The 23,404-nt window shown below is 59.5% G+C and carries 20 protein-coding genes; 9 read left to right on the forward strand and 11 right to left on the reverse strand.

What is annotated here, in order from left to right:
- Window positions 1-130 precede the first annotated feature (130 nt).
- From ACWFVE_RS12185 to ACWFVE_RS12195, 3 genes are all read left to right on the forward strand, one after another.
- Window positions 131-1,000, forward strand: coding sequence for a glycine betaine ABC transporter substrate-binding protein (locus ACWFVE_RS12185; protein WP_447529536.1), 870 nt, complete (start codon window positions 131-133; stop codon window positions 998-1,000).
- Window positions 1,001-1,086: 86 nt separating this feature from the next.
- Window positions 1,087-2,742 (forward strand): BCCT family transporter, encoded by a 1,656-nt coding sequence (locus ACWFVE_RS12190; RefSeq protein ID WP_447529537.1) that lies wholly within the window; start codon window positions 1,087-1,089, stop codon window positions 2,740-2,742.
- A 254-nt stretch (window positions 2,743-2,996) separates the two neighbouring features.
- On the forward strand, window positions 2,997-4,637 hold the full coding sequence (locus ACWFVE_RS12195; RefSeq protein ID WP_447529538.1) for a BCCT family transporter: 1,641 nt from the start codon (window positions 2,997-2,999) through the stop codon (window positions 4,635-4,637).
- Between the two features lie 79 nt (window positions 4,638-4,716).
- Here the strand turns inward: ACWFVE_RS12195 and ACWFVE_RS12200 are convergent, their stop codons facing one another.
- The 6 genes from ACWFVE_RS12200 to ACWFVE_RS12225 form a co-directional block, all read right to left on the reverse strand.
- Window positions 4,717-5,442 carry a 3'-5' exonuclease gene (locus tag ACWFVE_RS12200; protein ID WP_447529539.1) on the reverse strand — a complete coding sequence of 242 codons (726 nt, stop codon included), beginning with the start codon at window positions 5,440-5,442 and terminating at the stop codon, window positions 4,717-4,719.
- Window positions 5,443-5,452: 10 nt separating this feature from the next.
- Window positions 5,453-7,354, reverse strand: a complete 1,902-nt coding sequence (locus ACWFVE_RS12205) for a DUF294 nucleotidyltransferase-like domain-containing protein (protein WP_447529540.1) — start codon at window positions 7,352-7,354, stop codon at window positions 5,453-5,455.
- Between the two features lie 183 nt (window positions 7,355-7,537).
- On the reverse strand, window positions 7,538-7,927 hold the full coding sequence (locus ACWFVE_RS12210; RefSeq protein WP_447529541.1) for a DUF4168 domain-containing protein: 390 nt from the start codon (window positions 7,925-7,927) through the stop codon (window positions 7,538-7,540).
- A gap of 271 nt (window positions 7,928-8,198) precedes the next feature.
- On the reverse strand, window positions 8,199-8,915 hold the full coding sequence (gene mtgA, locus ACWFVE_RS12215) for a monofunctional biosynthetic peptidoglycan transglycosylase (RefSeq protein WP_447529542.1): 717 nt from the start codon (window positions 8,913-8,915) through the stop codon (window positions 8,199-8,201).
- Between the two features lie 10 nt (window positions 8,916-8,925).
- The gene (fghA, locus tag ACWFVE_RS12220) at window positions 8,926-9,780 is read right to left on the reverse strand and encodes an S-formylglutathione hydrolase (protein ID WP_447529543.1); all 855 of its coding nucleotides are present in this window, start codon (window positions 9,778-9,780) and stop codon (window positions 8,926-8,928) included.
- 96 nt (window positions 9,781-9,876) lie between these two features.
- A complete protein-coding gene (locus ACWFVE_RS12225) occupies window positions 9,877-10,986 on the reverse strand; it encodes an S-(hydroxymethyl)glutathione dehydrogenase/class III alcohol dehydrogenase (protein WP_447529544.1) in 1,110 nt (369 codons plus the stop codon).
- 133 nt (window positions 10,987-11,119) lie between these two features.
- Here ACWFVE_RS12225 and ACWFVE_RS12230 point away from each other — a divergent pair, with 133 nt between their 5' ends.
- From ACWFVE_RS12230 to ACWFVE_RS12240, 3 genes are all read left to right on the forward strand, one after another.
- Window positions 11,120-12,019: a LysR family transcriptional regulator gene (locus ACWFVE_RS12230; RefSeq protein ID WP_447529545.1), complete on the forward strand. Its 900-nt coding sequence runs from the start codon at window positions 11,120-11,122 to the stop codon at window positions 12,017-12,019.
- A 139-nt stretch (window positions 12,020-12,158) separates the two neighbouring features.
- Complete coding sequence (locus tag ACWFVE_RS12235) at window positions 12,159-12,818, forward strand: hypothetical protein (RefSeq protein WP_447529546.1); 660 nt, start codon at window positions 12,159-12,161, stop codon at window positions 12,816-12,818.
- Between the two features lie 161 nt (window positions 12,819-12,979).
- Complete coding sequence (locus ACWFVE_RS12240; RefSeq protein ID WP_447529547.1) at window positions 12,980-14,551, forward strand: AbgT family transporter; 1,572 nt, start codon at window positions 12,980-12,982, stop codon at window positions 14,549-14,551.
- 113 nt (window positions 14,552-14,664) lie between these two features.
- On the opposite strand, the gene rpoD is transcribed toward ACWFVE_RS12240, so the two are convergent.
- The 4 genes from rpoD to ACWFVE_RS12260 all read right to left on the reverse strand — a co-directional run bounded on the left by rpoD (window position 14,665) and on the right by ACWFVE_RS12260 (window position 20,655).
- The gene (rpoD, locus tag ACWFVE_RS12245) at window positions 14,665-16,521 is read right to left on the reverse strand and encodes an RNA polymerase sigma factor RpoD (RefSeq protein ID WP_447529548.1); all 1,857 of its coding nucleotides are present in this window, start codon (window positions 16,519-16,521) and stop codon (window positions 14,665-14,667) included.
- A gap of 285 nt (window positions 16,522-16,806) precedes the next feature.
- Complete coding sequence (dnaG, locus tag ACWFVE_RS12250) at window positions 16,807-18,642, reverse strand: DNA primase (RefSeq protein WP_447529549.1); 1,836 nt, start codon at window positions 18,640-18,642, stop codon at window positions 16,807-16,809.
- Between the two features lie 191 nt (window positions 18,643-18,833).
- Complete coding sequence (rpsU, locus tag ACWFVE_RS12255) at window positions 18,834-19,049, reverse strand: 30S ribosomal protein S21 (RefSeq protein ID WP_007113641.1); 216 nt, start codon at window positions 19,047-19,049, stop codon at window positions 18,834-18,836.
- Window positions 19,050-19,227: 178 nt separating this feature from the next.
- Window positions 19,228-20,655, reverse strand: a complete 1,428-nt coding sequence (locus ACWFVE_RS12260) for an amidohydrolase family protein (RefSeq protein WP_447529550.1) — start codon at window positions 20,653-20,655, stop codon at window positions 19,228-19,230.
- A gap of 151 nt (window positions 20,656-20,806) precedes the next feature.
- Here ACWFVE_RS12260 and tsaD point away from each other — a divergent pair, with 151 nt between their 5' ends.
- The gene (gene tsaD / locus ACWFVE_RS12265) at window positions 20,807-21,853 is read left to right on the forward strand and encodes a tRNA (adenosine(37)-N6)-threonylcarbamoyltransferase complex transferase subunit TsaD (protein WP_447529551.1); all 1,047 of its coding nucleotides are present in this window, start codon (window positions 20,807-20,809) and stop codon (window positions 21,851-21,853) included.
- Here the strand turns inward: tsaD and plsY are convergent.
- Complete coding sequence (plsY, locus tag ACWFVE_RS12270) at window positions 21,850-22,434, reverse strand: glycerol-3-phosphate 1-O-acyltransferase PlsY (RefSeq protein ID WP_447529552.1); 585 nt, start codon at window positions 22,432-22,434, stop codon at window positions 21,850-21,852. The two genes, tsaD and plsY, sit on opposite strands and share 4 nt — an antisense overlap.
- A gap of 80 nt (window positions 22,435-22,514) precedes the next feature.
- Here plsY and folB point away from each other — a divergent pair, with 80 nt between their 5' ends.
- The gene (gene folB, locus ACWFVE_RS12275) at window positions 22,515-22,895 is read left to right on the forward strand and encodes a dihydroneopterin aldolase (RefSeq protein ID WP_447529553.1); all 381 of its coding nucleotides are present in this window, start codon (window positions 22,515-22,517) and stop codon (window positions 22,893-22,895) included.
- Complete coding sequence (gene folK / locus ACWFVE_RS12280) at window positions 22,892-23,404, forward strand: 2-amino-4-hydroxy-6-hydroxymethyldihydropteridine diphosphokinase (protein WP_447529554.1); 513 nt, start codon at window positions 22,892-22,894, stop codon at window positions 23,402-23,404. Before folB ends, folK begins: the two co-directional genes overlap by 4 nt.

The following is a 23,404-nucleotide window of genomic DNA, read 5'->3' on the forward strand; positions in this document are numbered from 1 at the left end:
GTTGAAGCCCGGCGTATAAGCCACCAGGCTTGAGAGGCCAAAACGGGACGCGTTCCAGTACGTTTTGGCTCTCATCAAGTAGAGGCGTTGACCTCTTATAAAAGCGTCATTCATCAATAAGGGAAACAACATGAAAACACGCATCAATCGTTCGATTCGTCTCGCCACCCTTGGTGTGGTTGCCGGTAGCACCCTGATGACGGGCAGTCTTGCCCAGGCCCAGGAGCAGGGTACGATCAATCTCGCCTACGTCGAGTGGTCCTCGGAAGTAGCCTCCACCAACGTGATCGCCGCGGTGCTCGAACAGGCAGGCTTCGAGGTGAACATGACCTCTCTGTCCGCGGCGGCCATGTTCCAGGCGCTGTCTACTGGCGATGCCGATGCCATCGTGGCGGCCTGGCTGCCGACCACCCACGCCGAATACATGGAGCGCATCGACGGCGACGTAGAAGACCTCGGCCCCAACCTGGACGGCACCAAGCTCGGCCTGGTCGTCCCCGAGTACACCGATGTGGACTCCATCGACGCGCTAAACGATAACGCAGCCCTTTTCGACAACGAGATCATCGGTATTGACCCAGGTGCTGGCCTGATGGGCCTGGCCGAGGAAGTCGTCGATACCTATGACCTTGAGCTCAACCTGCGTAGCGGCAGTGACGCCACCATGGTCGCCGCGCTCAGCAATGCGATCAATAACGAAGAAGATATCGTCGTCACCAGTTGGACCCCGCACTGGATGTTCGCGCGCTGGGATCTCAAATATCTGGACGACCCGGAAGGCGTCTTCGGCGGTGCCGAACAGATCCACACCGTGGTGCGCAACGGTTTCGAAGACGAAATGCCCGAAGCTTACGCCATTCTCGACGCTTTCGAGTGGACGCCGGAGCAGATGGGCGAGGTCATGCTGATGAACCAGGAAGACGGCAGCGACCCTTACGAAACCGCCAAACAATGGGTCGAAGAGAACCAGGATGTGGTCGAGCAGTGGCTTGATTCGTAAACCCAAGCCGTGATCGGTCGGCCGGTGTATTGCGATGCACCGGCCGCGTTTATAAAAGGTTGGTAAAGCAACGACTTCGGTTCAACATGGAGAAAAATCCAGTGGAAAATGAAAAACCCAATGAATCTCAGGATGAGCCGGTCGGCGAGGGGATTCCTTCACCGGATGGGCCAGCGAATCTTATCGATACGGATTATGTCATCGGTCAGGACAATATCACCACCAACAAGATGGGGTTCAGCCTCGACCTTCACGGCAAGGTATTTAGTATCTCGGCGGTGATTATCCTGCTGTTCGTGGTTATAACCCTCGCCCTTCAGGACACGATCGAGCCGTTTTATAACGCTATATTTAGCTTTTTGACCGGTAACCTGGCGTGGTTCTTCATCCTTGCCGCCAACCTCTTCGTGATTCTCTGCCTTGGGCTGATTGTCTCCCCTCTAGGCAAAATTCGCCTTGGCGGAGCCGACGCCAAGCCGGACTTTACCTATATGGGCTGGTTCTCCATGCTCTTTGCTGCGGGTATGGGTATCGGGCTAATGTTCTTTGGCGTCAGCGAGCCGTTGACCCACTTCGGTACCGCTATGGAAGGGGGCTCCGGCGCTCCTTTGATGGGTGCCCAGGGCGATGAGGGCACCTCGACGGCGCTCGCCATGGCGGCCACTATTTACCACTGGGGCCTACACCCTTGGGCAATTTATGCGATCGTTGCGCTCTCGCTGGCGCTTTTTTCGTTCAACAAGGGGCTTCCGCTCTCGATGCGCTCGGTGTTCTACCCAATTCTGGGTGAGCGTGTTTGGGGCTGGCCGGGCCACGTCATCGATATCCTGGCGGTATTCGCGACGCTCTTCGGTCTTGCCACCTCGTTGGGGCTGGGCGCCACCCAGGCAGCCGCTGGCCTCTCCTATCTATTCAACGCCCCGGAAAGCGACATTACGATGATCCTGTTGATCGTTGGCATCACGATGATCGCCATCTGCTCGATCATTGCCGGCGTCGACAAAGGTGTACAACTGCTCTCCAAGATCAACATCGCCCTGGCGGCGGCGCTGCTCTTCTTCGTGATCGGTGTCGGCCCGACAATGATCATCGCCACGGGCTTCTTCGAAAACATGTTCCACTACGTGGTCAACCTGCCTGCGCTCGCCAACCCCTTCGGACGCGATGACACCGGCTTTACGCAAGGCTGGACAGCGTTCTACTGGGCCTGGTGGATCTCCTGGTCGCCCTACGTCGGTATGTTCATCGCCCGGGTATCCCGCGGACGTACAGTACGCGAGTTCCTGATCTCGGTATTGATCGTGCCCACCGTGGTATCGGTCCTCTGGATGACCGCTTTCGGTGGCACCGCCATCGACCAGTTCATCAGCCAGGGCATCGAAGCCGTACGGGAAGGCGACGGCGACCTCCAGCTCTTCTTGATGCTCGAGCAGCTGCCGTTTTCGCAGATCACCTCCTTCATCGGTATCGTGCTGGTCATCGTCTTCTTCGTGACCTCCTCGGACTCGGGCTCACTGGTCATCGACTCGATCACCGCTGGCGGTAAAGTGGATGCTCCCAAACCGCAGCGTGTATTCTGGGCCATCATCGAAGGGGCCATCGCCATTGCGCTGCTTCTCGGCGGCGGCTTGACCGCACTGCAGACCATGGCGGTCTCGACCGGCTTCCCGTTCACCATCATCCTGTTGGTCGCAAGCTATGCGATCATCAAGGGCCTGATGAGCGAACCCAAGGCGGTGTAAACCAAACGCGTCAAGCGCAGCAACACGAAACGGGCGGCCCTGGGGCCGCCCGTTTTGTATGTGTAGCGTATAGGGCGAGATGACCGGCTTAGTAGCCCCCGTATCAGCCATTGGACGGTTGGCGCTTTTCCGCATCCATTATTTTACAAACAACAATCATCACGACTCATGGATACAATTCTTGTTAAGATATGGCGCAGCAAGAATGACACAGCGCCCAAAGGCGTATTTCTAACCAGAACGGAGAGGTACCCGTGGATAAGCAAGAACCAAATGATGCCCCGGAGGAACCCGGGTCGGAGGGGATTCCTGCGCCCGAAGGAGCAGCGAACCTGATCGATACCGACTACGTCGTCGGCCAGGACAACTTTACGACCAATAAAATGGGTCTTAACCTTGACCTGCACGGCAAGGTATTCAGCATTTCAGCGATCGTCATATTGCTATTCGTGGTATTGACCTTGTCGCTGCAAGATACGATTTCGCCGATATACGATGCCATTTTTGACTTTTTAACAGGCAAACTGTCCTGGTTCTTTATCACTGCTGCCAATATCTTCGTTATTTTATGTATTGGCTTGATTTTCTCCCCGCTGGGTAAAATACGTCTGGGTGGCACCAACGCGAAACCCGACTACACCTATATGGGTTGGTTTTCGATGCTGTTTGCCGCGGGCATGGGCATTGGCTTGATGTTCTTCGCTGTCAATGAGCCCATCACCCACTTCGGAACCTCGTTTGAGGGTTCTAGTGGGGCGCCGCTGGGGGGCGCCGTGGGTGACGCTGCGGGTGCTACGTCACTGGCCATGGCCGCCACTATCTATCACTGGGGCCTGCACCCCTGGGCGATTTACGCCATCGTGGCACTGTCGCTGGCCCTGTTTTCGTACAACAAGGGATTACCGCTTTCGATGCGCTCGGTGTTCTACCCCATTTTGGGCGAGCGCGTTTGGGGATGGCCCGGCCATTTGATCGATATTCTTGCCGTGTTTGCTTCGCTTTTCGGTTTGGCAACGTCGCTCGGGCTAGGGGCTAGCCAGGCGGCCGCGGGCCTGACCTATCTGTTTGGCGCGCCGGAAGGCGACATTACGATGATCTTGTTGATTATCGGCATCACGATGCTGGCCATCGCGTCCCTCGCGGCCGGTGTCGACAAAGGCATGCAGCTGCTTTCCAAGATCAACATCATCATGGCGGCGTTGCTGCTGTTCTTCGTGATTGCCGTTGGCCCTACCCTGTTCATCATGTCGGGCTTTTTTGAAAACCTGTGGAGCTACGCCACTAACTTCACCGCACTTTCAACGCCCTTTGGCCGCGAAGATGCCAACTTTAGCCAGGGCTGGACCACCTTCTATTGGGCATGGTGGATCTCCTGGTCCCCGTACGTCGGCATGTTCATCGCTCGTGTATCGCGGGGCCGTACGGTACGGGAATTCCTGATTTCCGTGTTGATCATACCGTCGCTGGTATCTGTCCTCTGGATGACCACCTTTGGAGGCACAGCGATCGACCAGGTTGTAAGCCAAGGTATTGGCGCCGTGCGCGATGCGGGGGTCGATCTTCAGCTGTTCGTCATGCTGGAACAACTCCCACTGGCACAAATCACGTCCTTCGTCGCCATTTTGTTGGTCATCATCTTCTTTGTGACCTCGTCCGATTCGGGCTCCCTGGTGGTGGACTCCATCACAGCGGGCGGCAAAGTGGATGCCCCCACCTCCCAGCGCGTTTTCTGGGCCATCATTGAAGGCGCCATTGCCATTGCGCTACTGCTGGGCGGTGGATTGACGGCTCTCCAAACCATGGCGGTGTCGACCGGCTTCCCGTTTGCCATTATTCTTCTGGTGGCGTGCTATGCCATCATCAAGGGCTTGATGAGCGAACCCAAAGCGGTTTAGCCAAACGCTTTATCGCGGCAAAATGAAAACGGGCAGCCTTAGGGCTGCCCGTTTTTTTGCGCTCAACAAATGGCGGCGGCTAGCACCAGAAGTTCTTGAGCGGCGTATCCGGCGAGTAACGGTGCGCTACCTGAGCCTGAAAGAGCTCAGCGGTGGCCAGAGCGTCGACCAGCGCATGGTGGCCCTGATAGGTGGGCAAACCGTAACGCTGACGGCTGGCATCGAGGCGAATCGAGACCGGCGGCCTACCCAGCCAGCGGCGAAACCGCGACCACAGCGTTTGACGATGAAGGCGCGCCTCCAGCGACATGGTATCGATCATGGGAAACAGTACGCCCTCTTTGCGGCGCGACTTCACCGCCGCATCCAGAAACGGCCGCTCGATATTGCGAAAGTGCACCACGACCAGCCGACCGGCCAGCTCGTCCAAAAGCTCGCCCAAAATCTCGTCCAGATCCGGGGCGTGGCTGATTTCCGAGTGTGTGATGTGGTGATAGGCCACCGACTCCCCGTTAAGCGGCCTCGAGGGTTTGACCAGCCAATAACGCCGCGACGAGAGCGTGATACGGTCGAGCGTGAAGTGGATCAAGCCGATGCTGACGATGGCGTGGCGGCGCTCATCCAATCCGGTCGTTTCCATATCCAGCGCGACCATGGGTACGTCTGAGATGGGCGTATCGGGGCCTGGCAACGCGGTATCGAAAAAGGCCTTGAGGGCCGGGTCCTGAGCCTGGCTAACGCGCTTGGCCATATACCCGGCCCAGTCGGCGTGATTGATGCGCTGGCGCGGCCTTATTCCTTTCATAATGTAGCCTCTAGCGCTGGGTCGGCATGGGGTAGCGGAACTTCAGGAATTTCTGCGCGTTGCTCAACATCTGAAACGCGTCCTTGAGCGTGTGACGCTCGCTATCGTCGACGTTTTCCGGCTCGATGTTGTTATCCGGTTCACGCTCTTCCTGAAGGTCGATCATTTGGTGACGAAGCCGCGATATGCACAAAAATTCGAATGCATAGCTGAGCTTGTCGCTCACCCCGGAGGCAAGTAGCTGCGTATTGTCGATGTCGTTCAAGCGCTGGAAGCTATTTTGGGCCTTGGAGCCACACGCCAGGGCGTGAACGCGTATCAGATCCACCATGGGCGCGGTGCCGCGGCGCTTTAGATTGATCGAGTTGTTGTGCTTGCCATCTTTTTCCATCACGAACGTGCGGAAAAACCCGAGCGGTGGCGTGCGATTGAGGGCATTGCGTGCCATCGCGGCCAAAAACCGCGGGGCCTCTGGCGCTCTTTGGGCAATCAGGTCTTGCAAGGTTTCCACGTAGTGGTCCTCGCCGTAAATGCTGTCCAGATCGAAAAAGATCGAGCTATGTAGCAGTTTCTCCGGCGTGGGGTTGGCGATCCACTCCTCGAAATAATTTTTCCAAACGTGCAAGGGCTGGCGCCACTGCTCGTTGGTGGCCATGATATCGCCCTTGCAGTAGGTATAGCCGCAGGCGTCGAGGCCGTCGCTGACGAAGGTGGCCAGCGCCTTGAAGTAGTCGTCGTGCTGGGCGGGGTCAAAGCGGTCCGAAAGTACCAGCGCGTTATCCTGGTCGGTCACGATGCCTTGCTCGTTACGCGCCATGGAGCCGTTGACCATGAAGCAGTACGGCACCGGCGGCGGCCCCAGCTCTTCTTCGGCCAATTCCAAAAGCCGCCGGGAGAAGCTGCGCCCGATCGTCGAGAGCGCACTTCCCACCATCACCGAGTTGGCGCCCTCCTGCAGCATACGCACGAACGAGGCGCGAACATCCGACGCCAAGCGGGCCAGGCCCTGAACGCTCGACTGGTTGAAGATGTTGCTCACCAGGTAAAGCCCGCTGTGGGTTTCGTAGCGGATGATGTCGGAGAGATGCACCACGCCCACCGGGCGCTGGCGGTAGAGTACCGGCAAATGGTGCACATTGCTTCGCAGCATGATGAGCATGGCTTCATAGATGGAGGCGTCGGACTGGACCGTAATGAGCTTATCCGACACGACCTCGCCTATCGGCGTCTGCGGCGAAAGGCCCTTCGCGACGACCCGGTTACGAAAGTCACTGTCGGTCAAAATACCGCACATCTGCCAGGTCTTGCCTTCGCTATCCTTGAAACTGTAGCGCGGGTTCTCACTGCCTTCGTCGATGACCAGTACGGCCGAGGCCTGGGCTTGGCTGACCTGAACCGCCGCCTGCTGCACGCTGATGGTGGACTCCACCATGACCGGATAGCGCGACACCAGTTTGCGAATCCGCGTGACCATCATGTCGTTGGACTTTTGCTGCTGCTGGGCGGCGCTTTCGAGTCTGGGGCGCTCGAGTTCGACGAAGTCGGCGAAGTCCTCGTCCTCTTCACACAGGCGCTGAAAGATATGCTTGGGAATGAAGTACATGAGCGTATCTTCGATCGCCGTGGCGGGAAAGCGCACGCGATGATTTCTCAACAGGCTGAAATGGCCAAAAATATCGCCTTCGCCCAGCCGGTTATAGAGCTCGCCCCGGCGGCGGTACACTTCGACCGCCCCGCTTCGGATATAGCAAAGCTCATCGAGCACTTCGTTGAGCGTTAGCACTTCGCTACCGGTTTTGTAATAGCGAACTTCTACGCATTCGGCAATCGCGTCCAGCAGCTCATCCGACAGTCCATCGAAGGGAGGGAACTGTCCCATGTGCTGGCGTATTTCCCACAATTCCACATCCATAGCGACTCCTTGAGTGCAACGCTCACTTCAGTGGAGCAAGTTTGGCGGTATTCAAGCACTCGGTAAAGCAGCGCGCACAAAAAAGCCCGATGCAAAGCATCGGGCTTTCGAGTAATGCAGCGGCAGGCGAGCGTTTAAGCGCTACTGATTGCTATACGCCCGCCACACCAGGCATATTGCCAGTTACGACTCGCTAGCCATTTCTTGCACGCGCTGCATCATTTCCGGATCCTGCTGAATGGATTGGCCGATCGCGTTGAAGGTATCGACATCCAAACCGCTGTCCTCGACGATTTCGAGCATACGGTCGTTGGCTTCAGCGCGTACTTCCTGCTGTGCGGACTCGTCTTCTGCTTCCTGCAGACGCTGTGTGTACTCTTGAGAGATCACGGCGATTTCTTGAGAAGCATCGGCGAACTGCTGTAGCTGCTGATCAGAGAAGTCCTGAGCCGGCGCTTGCTGGGTGGCCATCGGGTCTTGCGCCGGGTCTTGCGCTTGCTGGGCGTTGGCGGTACCTGCCATCAGGCCGGTTGCAAGCAGTGCAGCTGAAAACAAAGCAGTCAAACGTTGCATGATAAGAAACCTCTTTGCGCATTATGTATGTGGTGATTCAGACGCGACATGCTTCCACAGGTTCAACTTTTAGTGAAATTATACGCAACAGATTGTTAATAAATGTAACAAAGCGGCTTATAGGCCGTGTCGTTTCAACGTCGGCGCTGCTTTCAAGCGCCAATGGCCCGCTTTTGTGGCGAGCGCCTGACATATTCAATCTGACGTTTTAAAAGATGAGAGGGCAAAGCGTTGCGGCGACGGGCGTGCCGGTGAAGCCTACCGAGAAAGCTTAAAGCCGCTCCAGGTAGCCCACGCCGCCCAGGTTGCGCATTTGCTGGCGGATCCACTGGCTGCGCCGCTCGACCTGGCCGTCCGGGCGCGAAGCGCTGCGGTTACGTGGGTCGGGCAGGATCGCGGCCAGCAAGCTGGCCTGACGTTCGGTCATGGCACTCCCCGAGGCGCCGAAGTAGTGATCCGCCGCGGCCTCCAGGCCAAATACGCCGGTATCCCACTCGGCCACGTTCAGGTACACCTCGAGAATGCGCGTTTTACTCCAAAAAGTTTCGATCAATAGCGTAAACCAGGCCTCGAGCCCTTTACGCAGCCAGCTGCGCCCGCTCCACAGAAAGACATTCTTGGCGGTTTGCAGGCTCAAGGTGCTGGCCCCACGTAGCCGGGATCCGTCCTGGCGCGCCTGCCAGGCGCGTTTGAGCTCGACCAGATCGAAGCCGCGGTGCTGGGGAAAACGCTGATCTTCCGCCGCGATCACGGCGAGCTTGGCGTTGCTCGAAAGATCCTCGAAGCTTCGCCATTGACGGGTAATGGTGATCGGCTCGCGGTTGATAATGCTCTGCACCTTGCGCTCGGCCATGATCATCGACCCCGGCGGCGGCACCACGCTAAAGAGCAGCACCAGCGCTACGGATAGCAGCACGAAGGCGAGTGCGCCACGCCATACAACGCGCCATAGAAGACGCAAATAGCGGCGCAGCGCACGATTGAGCATTACGACATCCTTAGGGTTTCATGAGGTGCTGCGCATGATAACGCAGATGCTCCTCGATGAACGAGGCGATAAAGAAGTAGCTGTGATCGTACCCTGGCTGGCGACGCAGCGTTAGTGGATGGTCGTGCTCTTCGCACACGGCCTCTAAACGCTCGGGCTTGAGCTGCTCTTCCAAAAACTGGTCGGCGTCGCCCTGGTCGATGAACAGACGCTGACGCGAGGCGCCGTTGGCGACCAGCTCGCAGGCATCGTACTGGCGCCAGCGGGACTCGTCCTCGCCCAGGTAGGCGCTAAAGGCTTTCTGGCCCCAGGGGCAGTTCATCGGATTCACGACCGGGGAGAACGCGGATACCGAGCTAAACCGCCCAGGATGGCGCAGCGCCAGAATGAGCGCGCCGTGTCCGCCCATGGAGTGTCCGCTGATCGACTCCCGCCCATTCACCGGGAAGTGCTGGCGCACCACGGAAGGGAGCTCTTCGACCACGTAGTCGTACATGCGGTAGTGGCTCTTCCAGGGTGGCTGGGTGGCGTTGACGTAGAAGCCGGCCCCGGAGCCCAGATCGAAACTTTCGTGCTCGCCGGGCAGGTCGGTTTCCCGCGGGCTGGTATCGGGGCATACGATGGCGATGCCAAGCTCGGCGGCCACGCGGTGAGCGCCGGCTTTTTGCATGAAATTTTCGTCGTTGCAGGTAAGCCCGGAAAGCCACCAGACCAGCGGTACGCGCTCGTTTTCAGCCTGGGGTGGCAGGTAAACGGCAAAGACCATGTTGCAGTCCAGCGCCCGCGAGTAGTGGCGGTAGCGCTTGTGCCAGCCGCCGAAGCTGCGGTTGGCGGAGACGAGCTCCAGAGTTTCGCTCATGCTCATGAGTAAGCTCCTAAAGATGAAAACGCGGCGGGATAGCCCACCGCGTTTGGTCACGCTTGTGACGATAGCGTTAGCACGCGGCCACCTGACGACACGTTAGAAGTGCAGAACGGTGCGAATGCTTTCGCCCTTGTGAAGCAGGTCGAACGCTTCGTTGATCTTCTCGAACGGCATGTCGTGGGTGATGAAATCGTCGATATTGATCTCACCGTTCATGTAGCTTTCCACGTAGCCCGGAAGCTCACTGCGCCCCTTGACGCCACCGAACGCAGAGCCTTTCCAGACCCGGCCGGTCACCAGCTGGAAAGGCCGCGTGGAGATCTCTTCGCCGGCGCCGGCCACGCCGATGATGATCGACTCGCCCCAGCCCTTGTGGCAGCACTCGAGCGCCGAGCGCATGACGTTGACGTTGCCGATACACTCGAAGGAGTAGTCCACGCCGCCGTCGGTCATGTCCACGATGACCTGCTGGATCGGGTCCGAGTACTTCTTCGGGTTGACGAAGTCGGTGGCGCCGAACTGCTTGGCCAGCTCGAACTTGTCTTCGTTGACGTCGATGGCGATGATACGGCCCGCCTTGGCCATTACCGCGCCCTGAATCGCCGCCAGGCCGATCGCGCCCAAACCGAAGATCGCGACGGTGTCGCCGGGCTGAACCTTGGCGGTATTGAGCACCGCGCCGATACCGGTGGTCACACCGCACCCCAACAGGCAGATCTTGTCCATGGGCGCCTCTTTGGAGACCACGGCCAGCGACACTTCCGGTACGACGGTGTACTCACTGAAGGTAGACGTGCCCATATAGTGATGCAGCATCTGGCCGTCCAGTGAGAAACGCGAGGTTCCGTCGGGCATGACGCCCTTCCCTTGAGTCGCGCGTACGCTGCTGCAAAGGTTGGTCTTGCCGGAAAGACAGAACTTACACTTGCCGCACTCGGCGGTATAAAGCGGAATGACGTGATCGCCGGGTTTCAGGCTGGTCACGCCCTCGCCTACTTCCTGGACGATACCGGCGCCTTCGTGGCCCAGTACCGCAGGGAAGTTACCTTCCGGGTCCTTGCCCGACAGCGTATAGGCATCGGTATGACAAACGCTGGTGGCTTCCATCTTGACCAGCACTTCACCGGCCTTGGGGCCTTCTACATCGATCTCGACTAGCTCGAGCGGCTTACCCGCTTCAAGCGCTACAGCAGCGCGTGATTTCATACCATATCTCCTGGGACAAAGAGCAAAGACCTTACTCGATGTGGGTCAGTGTAGTCAGCTAGGCGCCAAGGATAAATAGGGATATACTCACAACATTATTGCTGGACAGCAACAATGGGCTTCGAGGAGCATCATGCAGCGTTGGGACCGTATCGAAGCGTTTGTCGAAGTCGTACGGCTAGGGACGTTTTCTGCCGCCGCTCGTCATCTAAAAGTGTCTACTTCGCATACCAGCCGTCTCGTCAGCCAGCTGGAAAATCAGCTCGGCGTGCAGCTTCTTTATCGCACCACGCGTCAAATCCGCCTCACCGAGGCCGGCTCACTCTACGTCGAGCACTGCCGTCATCTGTTCGATGGTCTGCGCGATGCCGAGCAGGCCATTAGCGAGCTTCAGGCCAAGCCCAAGGGCCTTTTAAAACTGACCTGCGCGACCACCTTCGGCGAGCGCTTCGTGGCGCCGCTAGTCAACGACTTTCAGTGCCAGCACCCGGAGCTCGAAGTGCACATGCACTTCACCAATCGCGAAGTGGAGCTGATCGACGAAGGTTTCGATATCGCGATCCGCATGGGCGTATTGAAGGATTCCTCACTGATCGCCAAGCGTCTTTGCGAGCGCCGCGAATATATCGTCGGCGCGTCCAGCTACTTTCGCCAGGCCCCCGTTCCCCACACGCTGAGCGAACTCAGCCAGCACCCCTGCCTTTTGGGCTCGCGCCCCTACTGGCTTTTCGAGGTCAACGGCCAGCGTCGCGAGGTTCGCCTGGAGGGGCGCTGGAGCGGAAACTCCGGACCTGCGCTACTGGACGCCGCCCTGAAAGGGCTCGGCCTTGCCCAGCTCCCCGACTACTATGTGGCGCCTTACCTTGAAAGTGGCGAGCTAATCGCGGTACTGGAGCCGTTTCAACACCACGATACCGCCGTTTGGGCGGTCTACCCCCGCCACCGCCATCTTTCACCCAAGATTCGCCAGTTGGTCGACTATCTCGCGGTGCATATCGAAAAAAAGCTACCCCCACGCGCGGCGCCAGGTTAAAAAGTGACAACCGGGTGACAAAAGCGCCCATGGAGCGCCTTGACGGCATTATCAGCGTGCGAGCACGACGAAGTGACGATATAATGAACATTCATCAATGAATGTTTATAGCCGACGCTATGTCTTGTAAGGAAGCTCAATGTCACTCCCCCCACCCAACTGGCCCATCAATTTTAAAACGACTCTCATGCGTGCAACGCTTTATGTTTTGTTCATCGGTGCAATCGCCCAGGGCGCCTACCTGGAAGCGCTCTATATGCCCGTGCTTCGCTTTAGCGAAAACGGCTTTACCGAGCTGACCCAAACTGCGGTGCTGGCGACCTGCTGCCTCATGCTGATTTATGTGCGCCAGGTGTTAAAAGTATGGCCCACGGTCACGCTACTGCTGTTCGCCTTTATTGCCTCCTCGCTGGTCCGCGAGCAGGACTATTTTCTGGACGAGTACATCGCCCGCAATACCTGGAAAATTTTGGTCGCGCTGATCGTGATTCCTTCGATTGCCTGGGTGGTCATCAAGCGCCAACAGTTTTTGGACGAGTTCCGCTACTACAGCAACACCTTCGCTTTCGGCCTTTTCGCCGGCGGAGTACTGACGACCTACGTCTTTTCGCGCCTGTACGGGCGGAGCATTTTCTGGGAAGCAGTGCTTGGCGAAAGCTACGAGCGCACCTTCAAGGACGCCGCGGAAGAGGTCGTCGAGCTTCTTGGCTATAGCCTGATCCTGTTCGCCACCCTCGAGCTTCTGCTGATGGCCCGGCGCGTCTACCTTGCCCGCCAGGCGACCAAATCCCTGCCCTGATACGTCCTGCCGCCCGCTTTTTAATGCCGCCCTCGAGGCGGCGTTTCATTTTTTATATACCGCTATGCGTAAAGCCATTTGCGAAGGTTTTGGCATGACCGTAGTGTTTTCGTTTAACACTTTTTAAACCTTCCCAATAATCAACCGGATACATTCCTCTCATGGAAAACCCCAACAGCGCCGAAAAGGCATCCAAGCGCAGCGCGTTCACGCGCTTTCTGGATAGCGTCGAGTGGCTGGGCAACCTGCTGCCCCACCCGGTGACGCTATTCGCCATTTTGTGTGTTCTCGTGGTCGTGGCCAGCGGCATTGCCGGCGCTTTAGACGTATCGGTGGCCGACCCGCGCCCCGCCAACGAAGGCGAATGGATTACGGTCAATTCGCTCTTGAACGCCGACGGGCTTCGCCGCCTGATCACCGAAGTGGTCACCAACTTCACGGGGTTCGCACCGCTTGGCACCGTGCTGGTCGCCATGCTCGGCGTAGGCGTGGCGGAGCACTCGGGGCTTTTATCCGCCGCCATGCGCGCGCTGGTGCTCAATCGCTCACCGCGTTTGGTCACCTACGCCGTCGTGTTTGCCGGCATACTGTCCAACATGGCCGCCGAACTCGGCTACGTGGTGCTGATTCCGCTGGCCGCGATGATCTTTCACTCCCTGGGTCGCCACCCCTTGGCGGGCCTGGCCGCGGCGTTTTGCGGGGTGTCCGGCGGCTATAGCGCGAACCTTCTGATCGGCACCGTCGACCCGCTGCTCTCCGGCATTACCCAGGAAGCGGCGCGGCTTCTCGACCCGGCCTATATCGTGGGCGCCGAGGCCAACTGGTTTTTCATGTTCGTGAGCACCTTCTTCGTGACCATCATCGGGGGCCTGGTGACCGAGTACATCGTCGAGCCCAAGCTTGGCAAGTTCGACCAGGCCTATGCCGAAAGCGATATCGACGACCAGCAAATGGCAGGGCTGGAAGCGAGTGAAAAGCGCGCGCTCAAGGGGACCGGCCTGGCCCTACTCGCCATTGTCGCCGTGCTCCTTGCGCTGGTGGTACCGGAAAGCGGTGTGCTGCGTAATCAGGAAACCGGCGCGATTGGTGGCTCGCCCTTTTTGAGCGGTATCGTGGTGATCGTGGCGGTATCGTTCACCCTGCTCGGTTTTGTCTACGGGCGTATGGCGGGCACCATGCACACCGACCGCGACGTAGTGAACGCCATGGCCAAGAGCATGAGCAGCCTCGGGCTCTATATCGTACTGGTGTTTTTCGCCGCGCAGTTCGTCGCCCTCTTCAACTGGAGCAACTTCGGTACGGTGACGGCGGTCGCCGGCGCGAGCCTTCTGGACTCGTTAGGCCTGAGCGGTCCGGGACTTTTCGCGCTGTTCATTTTGATGTGCGCCTTCGTCAACCTGTCGCTGGGCAGCGCTTCGGCCCAGTGGGCGGTGACCGCGCCGATCTTCGTGCCCATGCTGATGCTGATGGGCTACGCTCCGGAAGTCATCCAGGCCGCCTACCGGATCGGCGATTCCACCACCAACCTGATCACGCCGATGATGAGCTACTTCGGTCTGATCCTGGCCGTCGCCTCGCGTTATCGTAAGGACATGGGAATCGGCACCCTGGTCGCGCTGATGCTGCCCTATACCCTGTTCATGCTGGTGGGTTGGAGTATCCTGTTCTTCATCTGGGTGTTCGTCTTTGGACTACCGGTCGGCCCGGGGGCCGCCACTTACTACACGCTATAAAAAGCCCGCTGCACGAAAAAGCCCGCCGTTCAAAGAACGGCGGGCTTTTGCTTTCCAAGACTTACCACTTACTACTCACCACTTACCACTTACCACTTACCATTCACGCTTCACTACTCATCAAGAAACGAGCGTAGCGGCTCCGAGCGGCTGGGGTGGCGCAGCTTGCGAAGCGCTTTGGCTTCGATCTGGCGGATACGCTCGCGGGTGACATCGAACTGCTTGCCCACTTCCTCGAGAGTGTGGTCGGTGTTCATGTCGATCCCGAAACGCATGCGCAGCACCTTGGCTTCCCGGGCGGTCAAGCCGCCGAGCACGTTGCGCGTGGCTTCGATCAAGCCTTCGCCGGTGGCCAGGTCGATCGGCAGCAGCATGGTACCGTCTTCGATGAAGTCGCCCAGGTGCGAGTCGTCGTCGTCACCGATGGGCGTCTCCATGGAGATCGGCTCCTTGGCGATCTTCAGGACCTTGCGTACCTTGTCTTCCGGCATCTCGAGGCGCTCGCCAAGCTCTTCCGGCGTGGGCTCGCGGCCCATTTCCTGAAGCATCTGACGCGATACGCGGTTGAGCTTGTTGATCGTCTCGATCATGTGCACCGGAATACGGATGGTGCGCGCCTGGTCGGCGATCGAACGCGTAATCGCCTGACGAATCCACCAGGTGGCGTAGGTCGAGAACTTGTAACCGCGGCGGTATTCGAACTTGTCGACCGCTTTCATCAAACCGATATTGCCTTCCTGAATGAGATCCAGGAACTGAAGGCCACGGTTGGTGTACTTCTTGGCGATCGAGATCACCAGACGAAGGTTCGCCTCGACCATCTCTTTTTTGGCCCGGCGCGCCTTGGCCTCACCGATCGAGAGCTTGCGGTTGACCTCTTTAAGATCCGACACGATCAGCTGGACCATGTCCTCTTCAAAGGCGATCTTGCGCTGGCAGCGGGCGATATCAGCGCGCAGCGGCTCCAAACGATCGGCGTACTTCGGCTGCTCTTCCTGGAATTTATCCAGCCAGCCCTTGTTCGATTCAAAACCGGGGAAGGACTTGATGAACAGCTTGCGCGGCACCTTGGCCTTTTTCACGCAAAGCTGCATGATGGCCTTTTCCTGGGCACGCACCTGCTCGACGCTGATACGCACCTGACCCACCAGGCGCTCGAAGTGCTTGGGCACGAGCTTGATCGGCGAGAACAGCTCGGCCAGACGCGCCTGCTCGGCCTTGAGCTCGGCACTGCCGCGGCCATGCTTTTTGAACGCGGTGTCCACAGCGGCGTTTTGCTCACGGATCTGCTCGAAGCGCGCACGCGCTTCTTCCGGGTCTGGGCCGCCTTCGCTGGCGGTGCTATCGTCGTCCTCGTCCTCACCGTCGCCGTCAATCTCGGCGTCATCGCCAGGTTCAGGGTCGACTTCGGGCTCGACCACTTCGGCTTCGGCAACGCCTGGAATACCTTCGTCCGGGTCGATGAAGCCGGAGAAGAGATCCGACAGTCGCCCTGGCGCTTCCTCGTCCTGGGTCGCGTCGTAGGCGTCGAGGATGGAGGTCACCGCGCCCGGCAAATAGGCAAGTGACGACATCACTTCCCGCGTGCCCTCTTCGATCCGTTTGGCGATTTCGATTTCGCCTTCGCGGGTCAGAAGCTCGACCGTACCCATCTCGCGCATGTACATGCGCACCGGGTCGGTCGTGCGACCTACGTCGCTTTCCACGGCGGCAAGGGCCGCAACGGCCTCTTCCGCAGCGGACTCGTCCGTGGAGTGATCCGACATCATCAAAGTGTCTTCATCCGGCGCTTCTTCAACGACATTGATACCCATGTCGTTGATCATGCCAATGATGTCTTCCACTTGATCCGGGTCGGCGATATCCTCGGGTAGATGGTCGTTGACCTCGGCATAGGTCAGGTAGCCCTGTTCCTTGCCGCGCGCGATCAACTCCTTCAGACGCGACTGCTGCTGCGCATTTCCAGCCATAGAAACCCTATCTCGACGAAGAAGAATGAAACACCTGGGGCGCTGAATCGATTAAACTCAACAAGCCGAACATTATAGCGTAATTTGCTGTATTTTTCCCAGCGAAACGTATTTGCGCGGCGAATCAGGTGTGTTAGTTTGTTCGGTTAGGCCATTTTATGGCCCGCAATGCTCCCTATATGGCGCCTGGCGGCGGAAATTCAACCCCGCACACTGCGCTCTTTTCAAACGCCCTACCCTGCTCTTCGCTTCGAGCGCTTCTCGATTTCATTTCCTGTTATGACGCTACTGCTTGCGTGTCAGTTCGACCACCAGTGTGGCCAAACGTTGCCGCTGGGTTTTATCCAGCTTCTGCCCCGAACGCTCGAGCGCCAGCAGCGCGTGGTACTCCTCTTCCGGCGAGCGCTTGCGCTGATGGGCACTTAGGTGCTCGACCAGCCCTAAAAGCTCGGTTTCGCGCGTAGCCGCCGGAATCAAAAGCTCCCGCCGGGCAAGCTCGGCCAGCACCTGGCCCTCTTCGCTGCCTTGAAAATGCGCCAGCACCACCTGGGGGCTTTTATAGCGCCCGGCGCGCAAAAGCGTGACCAGCTCGCGACAAAGCGGCGTATGGCTGTCGTCTTCCGGCAGCCAATCGAGCTCGCCCGGGAGTGCTTCGACCAACCGCGGTTCGAAAAGCAGCAATTGATTGATACGTTCGACGCTGGAGAGCACCTTGCCAAGCGCCGACCGCGGCCTGGCCGCTTTCCGAGGGGCCGCAAGGGAAGGCGCGGACTGCGCCGGCTCGTCGACATCGACCTCGGCGGGAGGCGCCGGGGCGCGTTTTTCGAGCATGGCCTGAAGCTGCTCTTTGGCAAGCCCGCTTCGTTTGGCAAGCGCCTCGAACAGCAGCGACTGGAGCATGCCCTCCGGCACCTTACCAATCGCCTGCAGCACCTGGCTTGCGAAGCGTTCGCGCCCCTCGACCGTATTCAAATCGCGCCCCTGGCCGGCCTGCTCGAACAAGAACTCGGACAGCGGCATCGCGCAGGTGACCCGGTCCTGAAAGGCTTTTTCGCCTTCGCGGCGTACCAGCGAATCCGGGTCTTCGCCTTCGGGCAGAAACAAAAAGCGCGCTTCGCGCCCGTCGATCATCTGCGGCAGCGCCGTTTCCAGCGCCCGGCTGGCGGCCTGACGCCCGGCGCGGTCGCCGTCGAAGCAGAACACCACGCGGTTGACCAAGCGAAAAAGGCGATGCAGATGATCTTCGGTGGTCGCAGTACCTAGGGTTGCCACGGCGTTGTGAATGCCGTACTGCGCCAGCGCCACCACGTCCATGTAGCCTTCGACCATGATCAGCTGTTCGAGCTTATTGACCGCCCGGCGGGCCTCATAAAGTCCGTAAAGCTCGCGGCCTTTATGAAACACCGGCGTTTCCGGCGAGTTCAGGTACTTCGGCTGGCCGTCCCCCATGATGCGCCCGCCAAAGCCCAGCGTGCGCCCGCGCAGGTCGCGAATGGGGAACATCACCCGGTCGCGGAAACGGTCATAGGTGCGCCCAGTATCTTCACGGTGAATCAAAAGCCCGTATTCGACCTGGACCTCTTCGCTCACGCCCTTGGCGCTGAGGTGCTGCTTGAGCGCCTCCCAGCCATCCGGGGCGAAACCGATACCGTAGGTACTAATCACCTCATCGGACAAATCGCGCTTTTTGAGATACGCCTTGGCCTCCTGACCTTCCTGCATCTTGAGCCGCTCGCGGTAAAAGCTACCGGCAAGCTCCAGAAGGTTCACGCCCTCTTTGCGCTTTTGCTCGCGCTTGCGCTCCCGGGGGTCGTCACCGCCTTCGCGCGGAACCTCGAGCCCCTGGCGTGCGGCCAGCTGTTCGACGGCTTCGGGGAAAGGGAGCTTGTCGTACTCCATTAAAAAGCGTAGCGCGTTGCCGTTGGCGCCGCAGCCAAAGCAGTGGTAGAACTGCTTGTCGGCGCTCACCGTAAACGAGGGGGTCTTTTCCTGATGGAAGGGGCAAAGGCCCGAGTAATTACGCCCGGCCTTTTTAAGCTGCACGCGCTCACCCACCACCTCGACGACGTCGACGCGGTCCAATAGGTCGTCAATGAATCGCTGGGGGATCTGACCGGCCATGGGTGAAGGTTTCCTGCGCGGGGCAAGATAAAATAATGTAACCCAAACGACGTGCTTGGGTTACGCCACTTTCTCTTGTAAGCATCGATTCTTTGGGACGCCCTTAAAAACAAACGGCCACCTTACGGCGGCCGCTTGGCATCCCTCTTGAAATATCCACTAAAACCGACGTGGATATTTCTGGGTACGGATCAATAGAGCCGTTCGAAACGCTTTTGCTCACGCTGAATTTTCTTGGCGTGACGTTTTACGGCCGCGGCCGCTTTGCGCTTGCGCTCAGCAGTCGGCTTCTCGTAATGCTCACGACGGCGTACTTCGGAAAGAACACCGGCTTTTTCGCAAGAACGCTTGAAGCGACGCAGGGCGACGTCAAACGGCTCGTTATCACGTACTTTTACAGAAGGCATTAAGCACTCACCACCTTAAGGAGACTTAGTTCGGATAGTGCGTACACCGCTTTATACAACATCTGTAGATACAGTGTACGACCCTTTTTACAGCGCCGAGTAGTCTAGTCGCCACAAGGCAATTTTGCAACCGGCCGCTTTTGGGCCGCCTTCGCCAAACGCCGTTAGCGGCCAGGGCTCAAAGCTGCTCGCGCAGGTGTGAAAGCGAGGCGCCAATGCGCGAGGCGAGCTGCTCTTCGTCCAGGTCCAGAAGCTCGCCGCCGCGTTTGGCGATGCGCCCGCCCACGGCGACCAGCGACACGTTGGCCGGGGTGGCGGCGAATACGATAAACGCATAGGGCTCGGTGGGCAGCATGCCAAGGCTGACGCTTTTAGTATCGAGCATGATCAGATCCGCCTGCTTGCCCGCGGTGAGCGTACCGATCTCATCGCCCATACCGATGGACTCGGCGCCCTTACGGGTGGCAAGGGAAACCAGGCGCTCGCAGTCGACGCTTTGCTGCTCGCCGCTGGCGGCAATCTCAGTAAGCGCGGCGTGTTTCATCACCGCGAACATATCACCGCAACCTGCCAGGGCGTTGCCGTCGATACCCAGCCCCAAACGCTCGACGTCCTTGAAGTGGGAAAGACGGGTGATCCCGTAGCCGACCCGGTGCTCGGTGACCGGCGTCAGCGACAGGCTCGCCCCGGCCTCGGCCAGAGCTGCAAGGTGCTCCTCGCGCGCGTCGGTGGCGTGCACCACCTGAAGCTTGGGTACCAAAAACTCGCCATCGATCAGGTGCTGGAACATCTCATGGTGGCCTTCGCCGCTTACGTGCACGGCAATCGGCAGGTCAAGTTCGCGCGCGGTGTCGAACTCCCGGCGCTTCATGGTCAGCGCGTCCTGGTTGCCCAGATTATCCGGCAGCCGCCAAGCCAACCCCAGGGAAAGGCGCCCCTGCTCGCCGTAACGCTCCCAGTTTTCGTGAAGCTCGCTCAAGCGTTCCAGGTCGATCTGGCTGCCGTTGGTTTTGCTTTCGTTGCCGAAAAGAAGCCGCGCGCGCAGCGGCGAGGCGGACAGCGCCTCAAGTGCCGCCTGGCTATGCTCGGGGCTACGGTTATTGTCGAAAAAGTCGTTACTGGTCGTGATCCCGGCGCTAATGTTCTCCATCGCCCCCAGATATTCGCCGACCCAAATATCCGAGGCGCGATAATGCTCGGCCAGTCGGTTGGTCAGCGGAAAGAACAGGTTGTCCTCGCGCTGGCCGAACATACCGCGCATTTGGGTTTGCCACAGGTGGTTGTGAGTATCGACGAGTCCCGGCATGACGATGAAGCCTTCGCCGTTGATGATTTCGCTATCACCGGTATCGAGATTTTCACCGACCGCTTCGATCTTGCCATCGACGACCCAGATGTCGGCCTTTTCCAGCGGTGCCTTGTCCGGCTCCATGGTCAGCACGGTGGCGCCTTTGATACACCAGCGCCTTGGGGAGCCTTCGGGCGCGTCTTCATCGCGCTCGTTTGAGGAGTCGCTTGCGTAAGCGGCGGGAATCAAGCTCGCCCCCGCGATGGCGGACACTGTGCCCAAAAGCCTACGCCGGGTAATACTGAACGGGTCCCGCATTACAATCTCCTCGAAGTGGATAAACGGACCTTCAATAAAGCTAGTCGAGCTTTTCCTGGCGTCAACCGGCGGTGAACGACGAAAGCGCATAACGGCTCGCCGGGCAAGCGTGATAAAATCGCCGCTATCAAGTGATTTACAGAGACCCCCTATGCGTGTGCTTGGCATTGAGACCTCCTGCGACGAAACCGGCGTAGCGATATTTGATACACAAAAGCCCGAGGGCGAAGGGCTTTTAGCCGATGCGCTCTACAGCCAGGTGGCCATGCACGCCGAGTACGGCGGCGTCGTGCCTGAGCTCGCATCAAGAGATCATACCCGCAAGCTTTTACCGCTGATCGACCAGGTCTTGCACCAGGCCGGTCTTGGCAAACAGGATCTGGACGGTATCGCCTACACTGCCGGGCCGGGGCTTGTCGGCGCACTGATGGTGGGGGCCAGCACCGCCCACGGCATGGCCCGGGCGCTGGATATTCCGGTGCTGGGCGTGCACCACATGGAGGGCCACCTGCTCGCGCCGATGCTCGAGGAGCACGCCCCGGCGTTTCCCTTCGCCGCGCTTTTGGTCTCCGGCGGGCATACCCAGCTGGTCGAAGTGGCCGGGCTCGGCCGCTACCGGCTGCTGGGCGAGTCCGTGGACGACGCCGCGGGCGAAGCCTTCGACAAGGCCGCCAAGATGCTGGGGCTTGCCTACCCCGGCGGCCCGCGGGTCGCCCAACTCGCCGAACGCGGCGACCCCAAGCGTTTTCGCTTTCCGCGGCCGATGACCGACCGCCCCGGGCTCGACTTCAGCTTTTCCGGGCTCAAGACCCACACCCTGACGACGCTGAAAAAACTCGATGCCGAGGGGGCGCTGGACGAGCAGGCCCGCGCCGACGTCGCCCGGGCGTTCGAGGAGGCAGTCGTCGATACCATGGTGATCAAATGTCGCCGGGCGCTGGACGAAACCGGCCTCAAGCGGCTGGTGATGGCCGGCGGGGTCAGCGCCAACGCGCGCCTGCGCGAGCGCCTGGCCGTCGAGACCCGAAAGCGCGGCGCCGATACCTTCTACCCCCGTGCGCGGTTTTGCACCGACAACGGGGCGATGATCGCTTTTGTGGGCGCGATGCGCCTGAACGCCTGCGAGCATGACCAGATCGGCATCATGCAGGCCACGCCGCGCTGGCCACTGGCGTCGCTCACCCCGCCCGCGCGTTAGCGGCGCCCGCCAAGGTCGGGCTCCTCGCCCCGGCGCAAACGGCGAATATTGAGCGCGTGGCGTAAGAACACCACCAGCGTAAAAGCGCCCACCACATACACGTAGGCCGGGGAAAACCAGAGCGCCAGCAGCAAAGCGAGCAGCGCGCTTACAAGCGAGGCCACCGCCGCGGTGCGCAGCCGCCAGGCCAGCAGCGCCCAGCATGCCGCACTTGATAGCGCCACCCACGGCACCAGCACCAGCAGCGCCCCAAAGGCGCAGGCCACCGCCTTGCCGCCGCGAAAGCCATGCCACAGTGGGTAGCTGTGGCCAAGCAGCACCGCAAGCCCCACCCCGCCTTGAACCCATACCGGCAGCCCCTGACCTTTGGCCAGGGCAAGCACGGGCATCGCTTTGACGGCATCGAGGACAAGCGTCGCGCCCGCCAGGCGCGGCCCGTAAAGGCGCAGCACGTTGGAAACACCGGGATTGCAGGAGCCGCACTTCCGCGGATCCGCCACCCGGGCCAGGCGGCACACGAAAAGCGCGGCGAGCCAGCTACCGCAAAGGTAACCCAACACCACGCAGAGAAGCGCTACCACCCGGCAACAACCCGCTGTTTTGTATCGTTGACCGGCTTGCTCACGTACACTATTTCCTGACTGTGATGGGGATAAGACGCATGGACCGTATTTTAATTGAAGGCCTGGTGATTGAAACCGTTATCGGCGTTTACGATTGGGAGCGCACCATCACCCAGTCGCTGCGCCTGGATCTAACGCTTGCAACGGATATACGCCCGGCCGCGGCGACCGACGATTTACGCCTGACCCTGGACTACGCCGCGATCTGCCAGCGTATTCAGCAGTTCGCCGACGCGCATCAGTTCGCGCTGATCGAAACCTTCGCCGAACGGCTTTGCGAATACCTGCGCCACGAGTTTCCGATCAGCTGGCTACGCCTGGCCGTGCGCAAGCCCGGTGCAGTGCCCCAGGCACAAAGCGTCGGCCTTGAAATCGTGCGCGGCGAGATCCCCGAGGTCATCGAGGCATCCACGCCGTGAACCTGGTGTGTTTAAGCCTTGGCAGCAACGCCGAGCCACGACGTCATTTGGGCGCCTGTTTCGAGGTACTCGAGCAAACCTTTGGCGAGGTCAGCATCTCGCGGGTCTTCGAAAGCGAGCCGGTCGGCTGCGAAGGCGAAACCAACTTTTATAACGCGGTGGTGGCGTTTAAAAGCGATTGGAGTATCCAGGCGCTCAGCGCCTGGACGAAGGCCCAGGAAGCGGCCCTGAACCCGCGCGTCGCCACCCAGCGCCACCAGCCCAAGGCGCTGGATATCGACCTTTTGAGCGTGGGCGACACCTGCGCGCAAGTGGGGGATATCACGCTTCCCCGGGACGACATCACCCGCTACGCCTTCGTGCTCCAGCCGCTTGCGGAGCTTCTGCCCGACCAGCGCCACCCCCGCTGCCAGACCCCTTACAAAACGCTTTTCGAGCGCACTGATTTCCCCCACCAGCGCCTCTGGCCGGTGGCCTTCGAATGGCGCGGCGTGACGATCTCGCCCTGA

It is taken from the genome of Vreelandella mediterranea (assembly GCF_970647075.1).

Coding starts and splice junctions, on each gene's coding strand:
- ACWFVE_RS12210 (WP_447529541.1), bottom strand. CDS start 7,927: ATGCAACGTTTGACTGCTTTGTTTTCAGCTGCACTGCTTGCAACCGGC.
- rpoD (WP_447529548.1), bottom strand. CDS start 16,521: ATGGCTGGAAATGCGCAGCAGCAGTCGCGTCTGAAGGAGTTGATCGCG.
- ACWFVE_RS12260 (WP_447529550.1), bottom strand. CDS start 20,655: ATGCGGGACCCGTTCAGTATTACCCGGCGTAGGCTTTTGGGCACAGTG.
- mtgA (WP_447529542.1), bottom strand. CDS start 8,915: ATGCTCAATCGTGCGCTGCGCCGCTATTTGCGTCTTCTATGGCGCGTT.
- folB (WP_447529553.1), top strand. CDS start 22,515: ATGGACCGTATTTTAATTGAAGGCCTGGTGATTGAAACCGTTATCGGC.
- fghA (WP_447529543.1), bottom strand. CDS start 9,780: ATGAGCATGAGCGAAACTCTGGAGCTCGTCTCCGCCAACCGCAGCTTC.
- dnaG (WP_447529549.1), bottom strand. CDS start 18,642: ATGGCCGGTCAGATCCCCCAGCGATTCATTGACGACCTATTGGACCGC.
- ACWFVE_RS12230 (WP_447529545.1), top strand. CDS start 11,120: ATGCAGCGTTGGGACCGTATCGAAGCGTTTGTCGAAGTCGTACGGCTA.
- ACWFVE_RS12205 (WP_447529540.1), bottom strand. CDS start 7,354: ATGGATGTGGAATTGTGGGAAATACGCCAGCACATGGGACAGTTCCCT.
- ACWFVE_RS12235 (WP_447529546.1), top strand. CDS start 12,159: ATGTCACTCCCCCCACCCAACTGGCCCATCAATTTTAAAACGACTCTC.
- rpsU (WP_007113641.1), bottom strand. CDS start 19,049: ATGCCTTCTGTAAAAGTACGTGATAACGAGCCGTTTGACGTCGCCCTG.
- ACWFVE_RS12190 (WP_447529537.1), top strand. CDS start 1,087: ATGGAGAAAAATCCAGTGGAAAATGAAAAACCCAATGAATCTCAGGAT.
- tsaD (WP_447529551.1), top strand. CDS start 20,807: ATGCGTGTGCTTGGCATTGAGACCTCCTGCGACGAAACCGGCGTAGCG.
- ACWFVE_RS12240 (WP_447529547.1), top strand. CDS start 12,980: ATGGAAAACCCCAACAGCGCCGAAAAGGCATCCAAGCGCAGCGCGTTC.
- ACWFVE_RS12185 (WP_447529536.1), top strand. CDS start 131: ATGAAAACACGCATCAATCGTTCGATTCGTCTCGCCACCCTTGGTGTG.
- ACWFVE_RS12200 (WP_447529539.1), bottom strand. CDS start 5,442: ATGAAAGGAATAAGGCCGCGCCAGCGCATCAATCACGCCGACTGGGCC.
- ACWFVE_RS12225 (WP_447529544.1), bottom strand. CDS start 10,986: ATGAAATCACGCGCTGCTGTAGCGCTTGAAGCGGGTAAGCCGCTCGAG.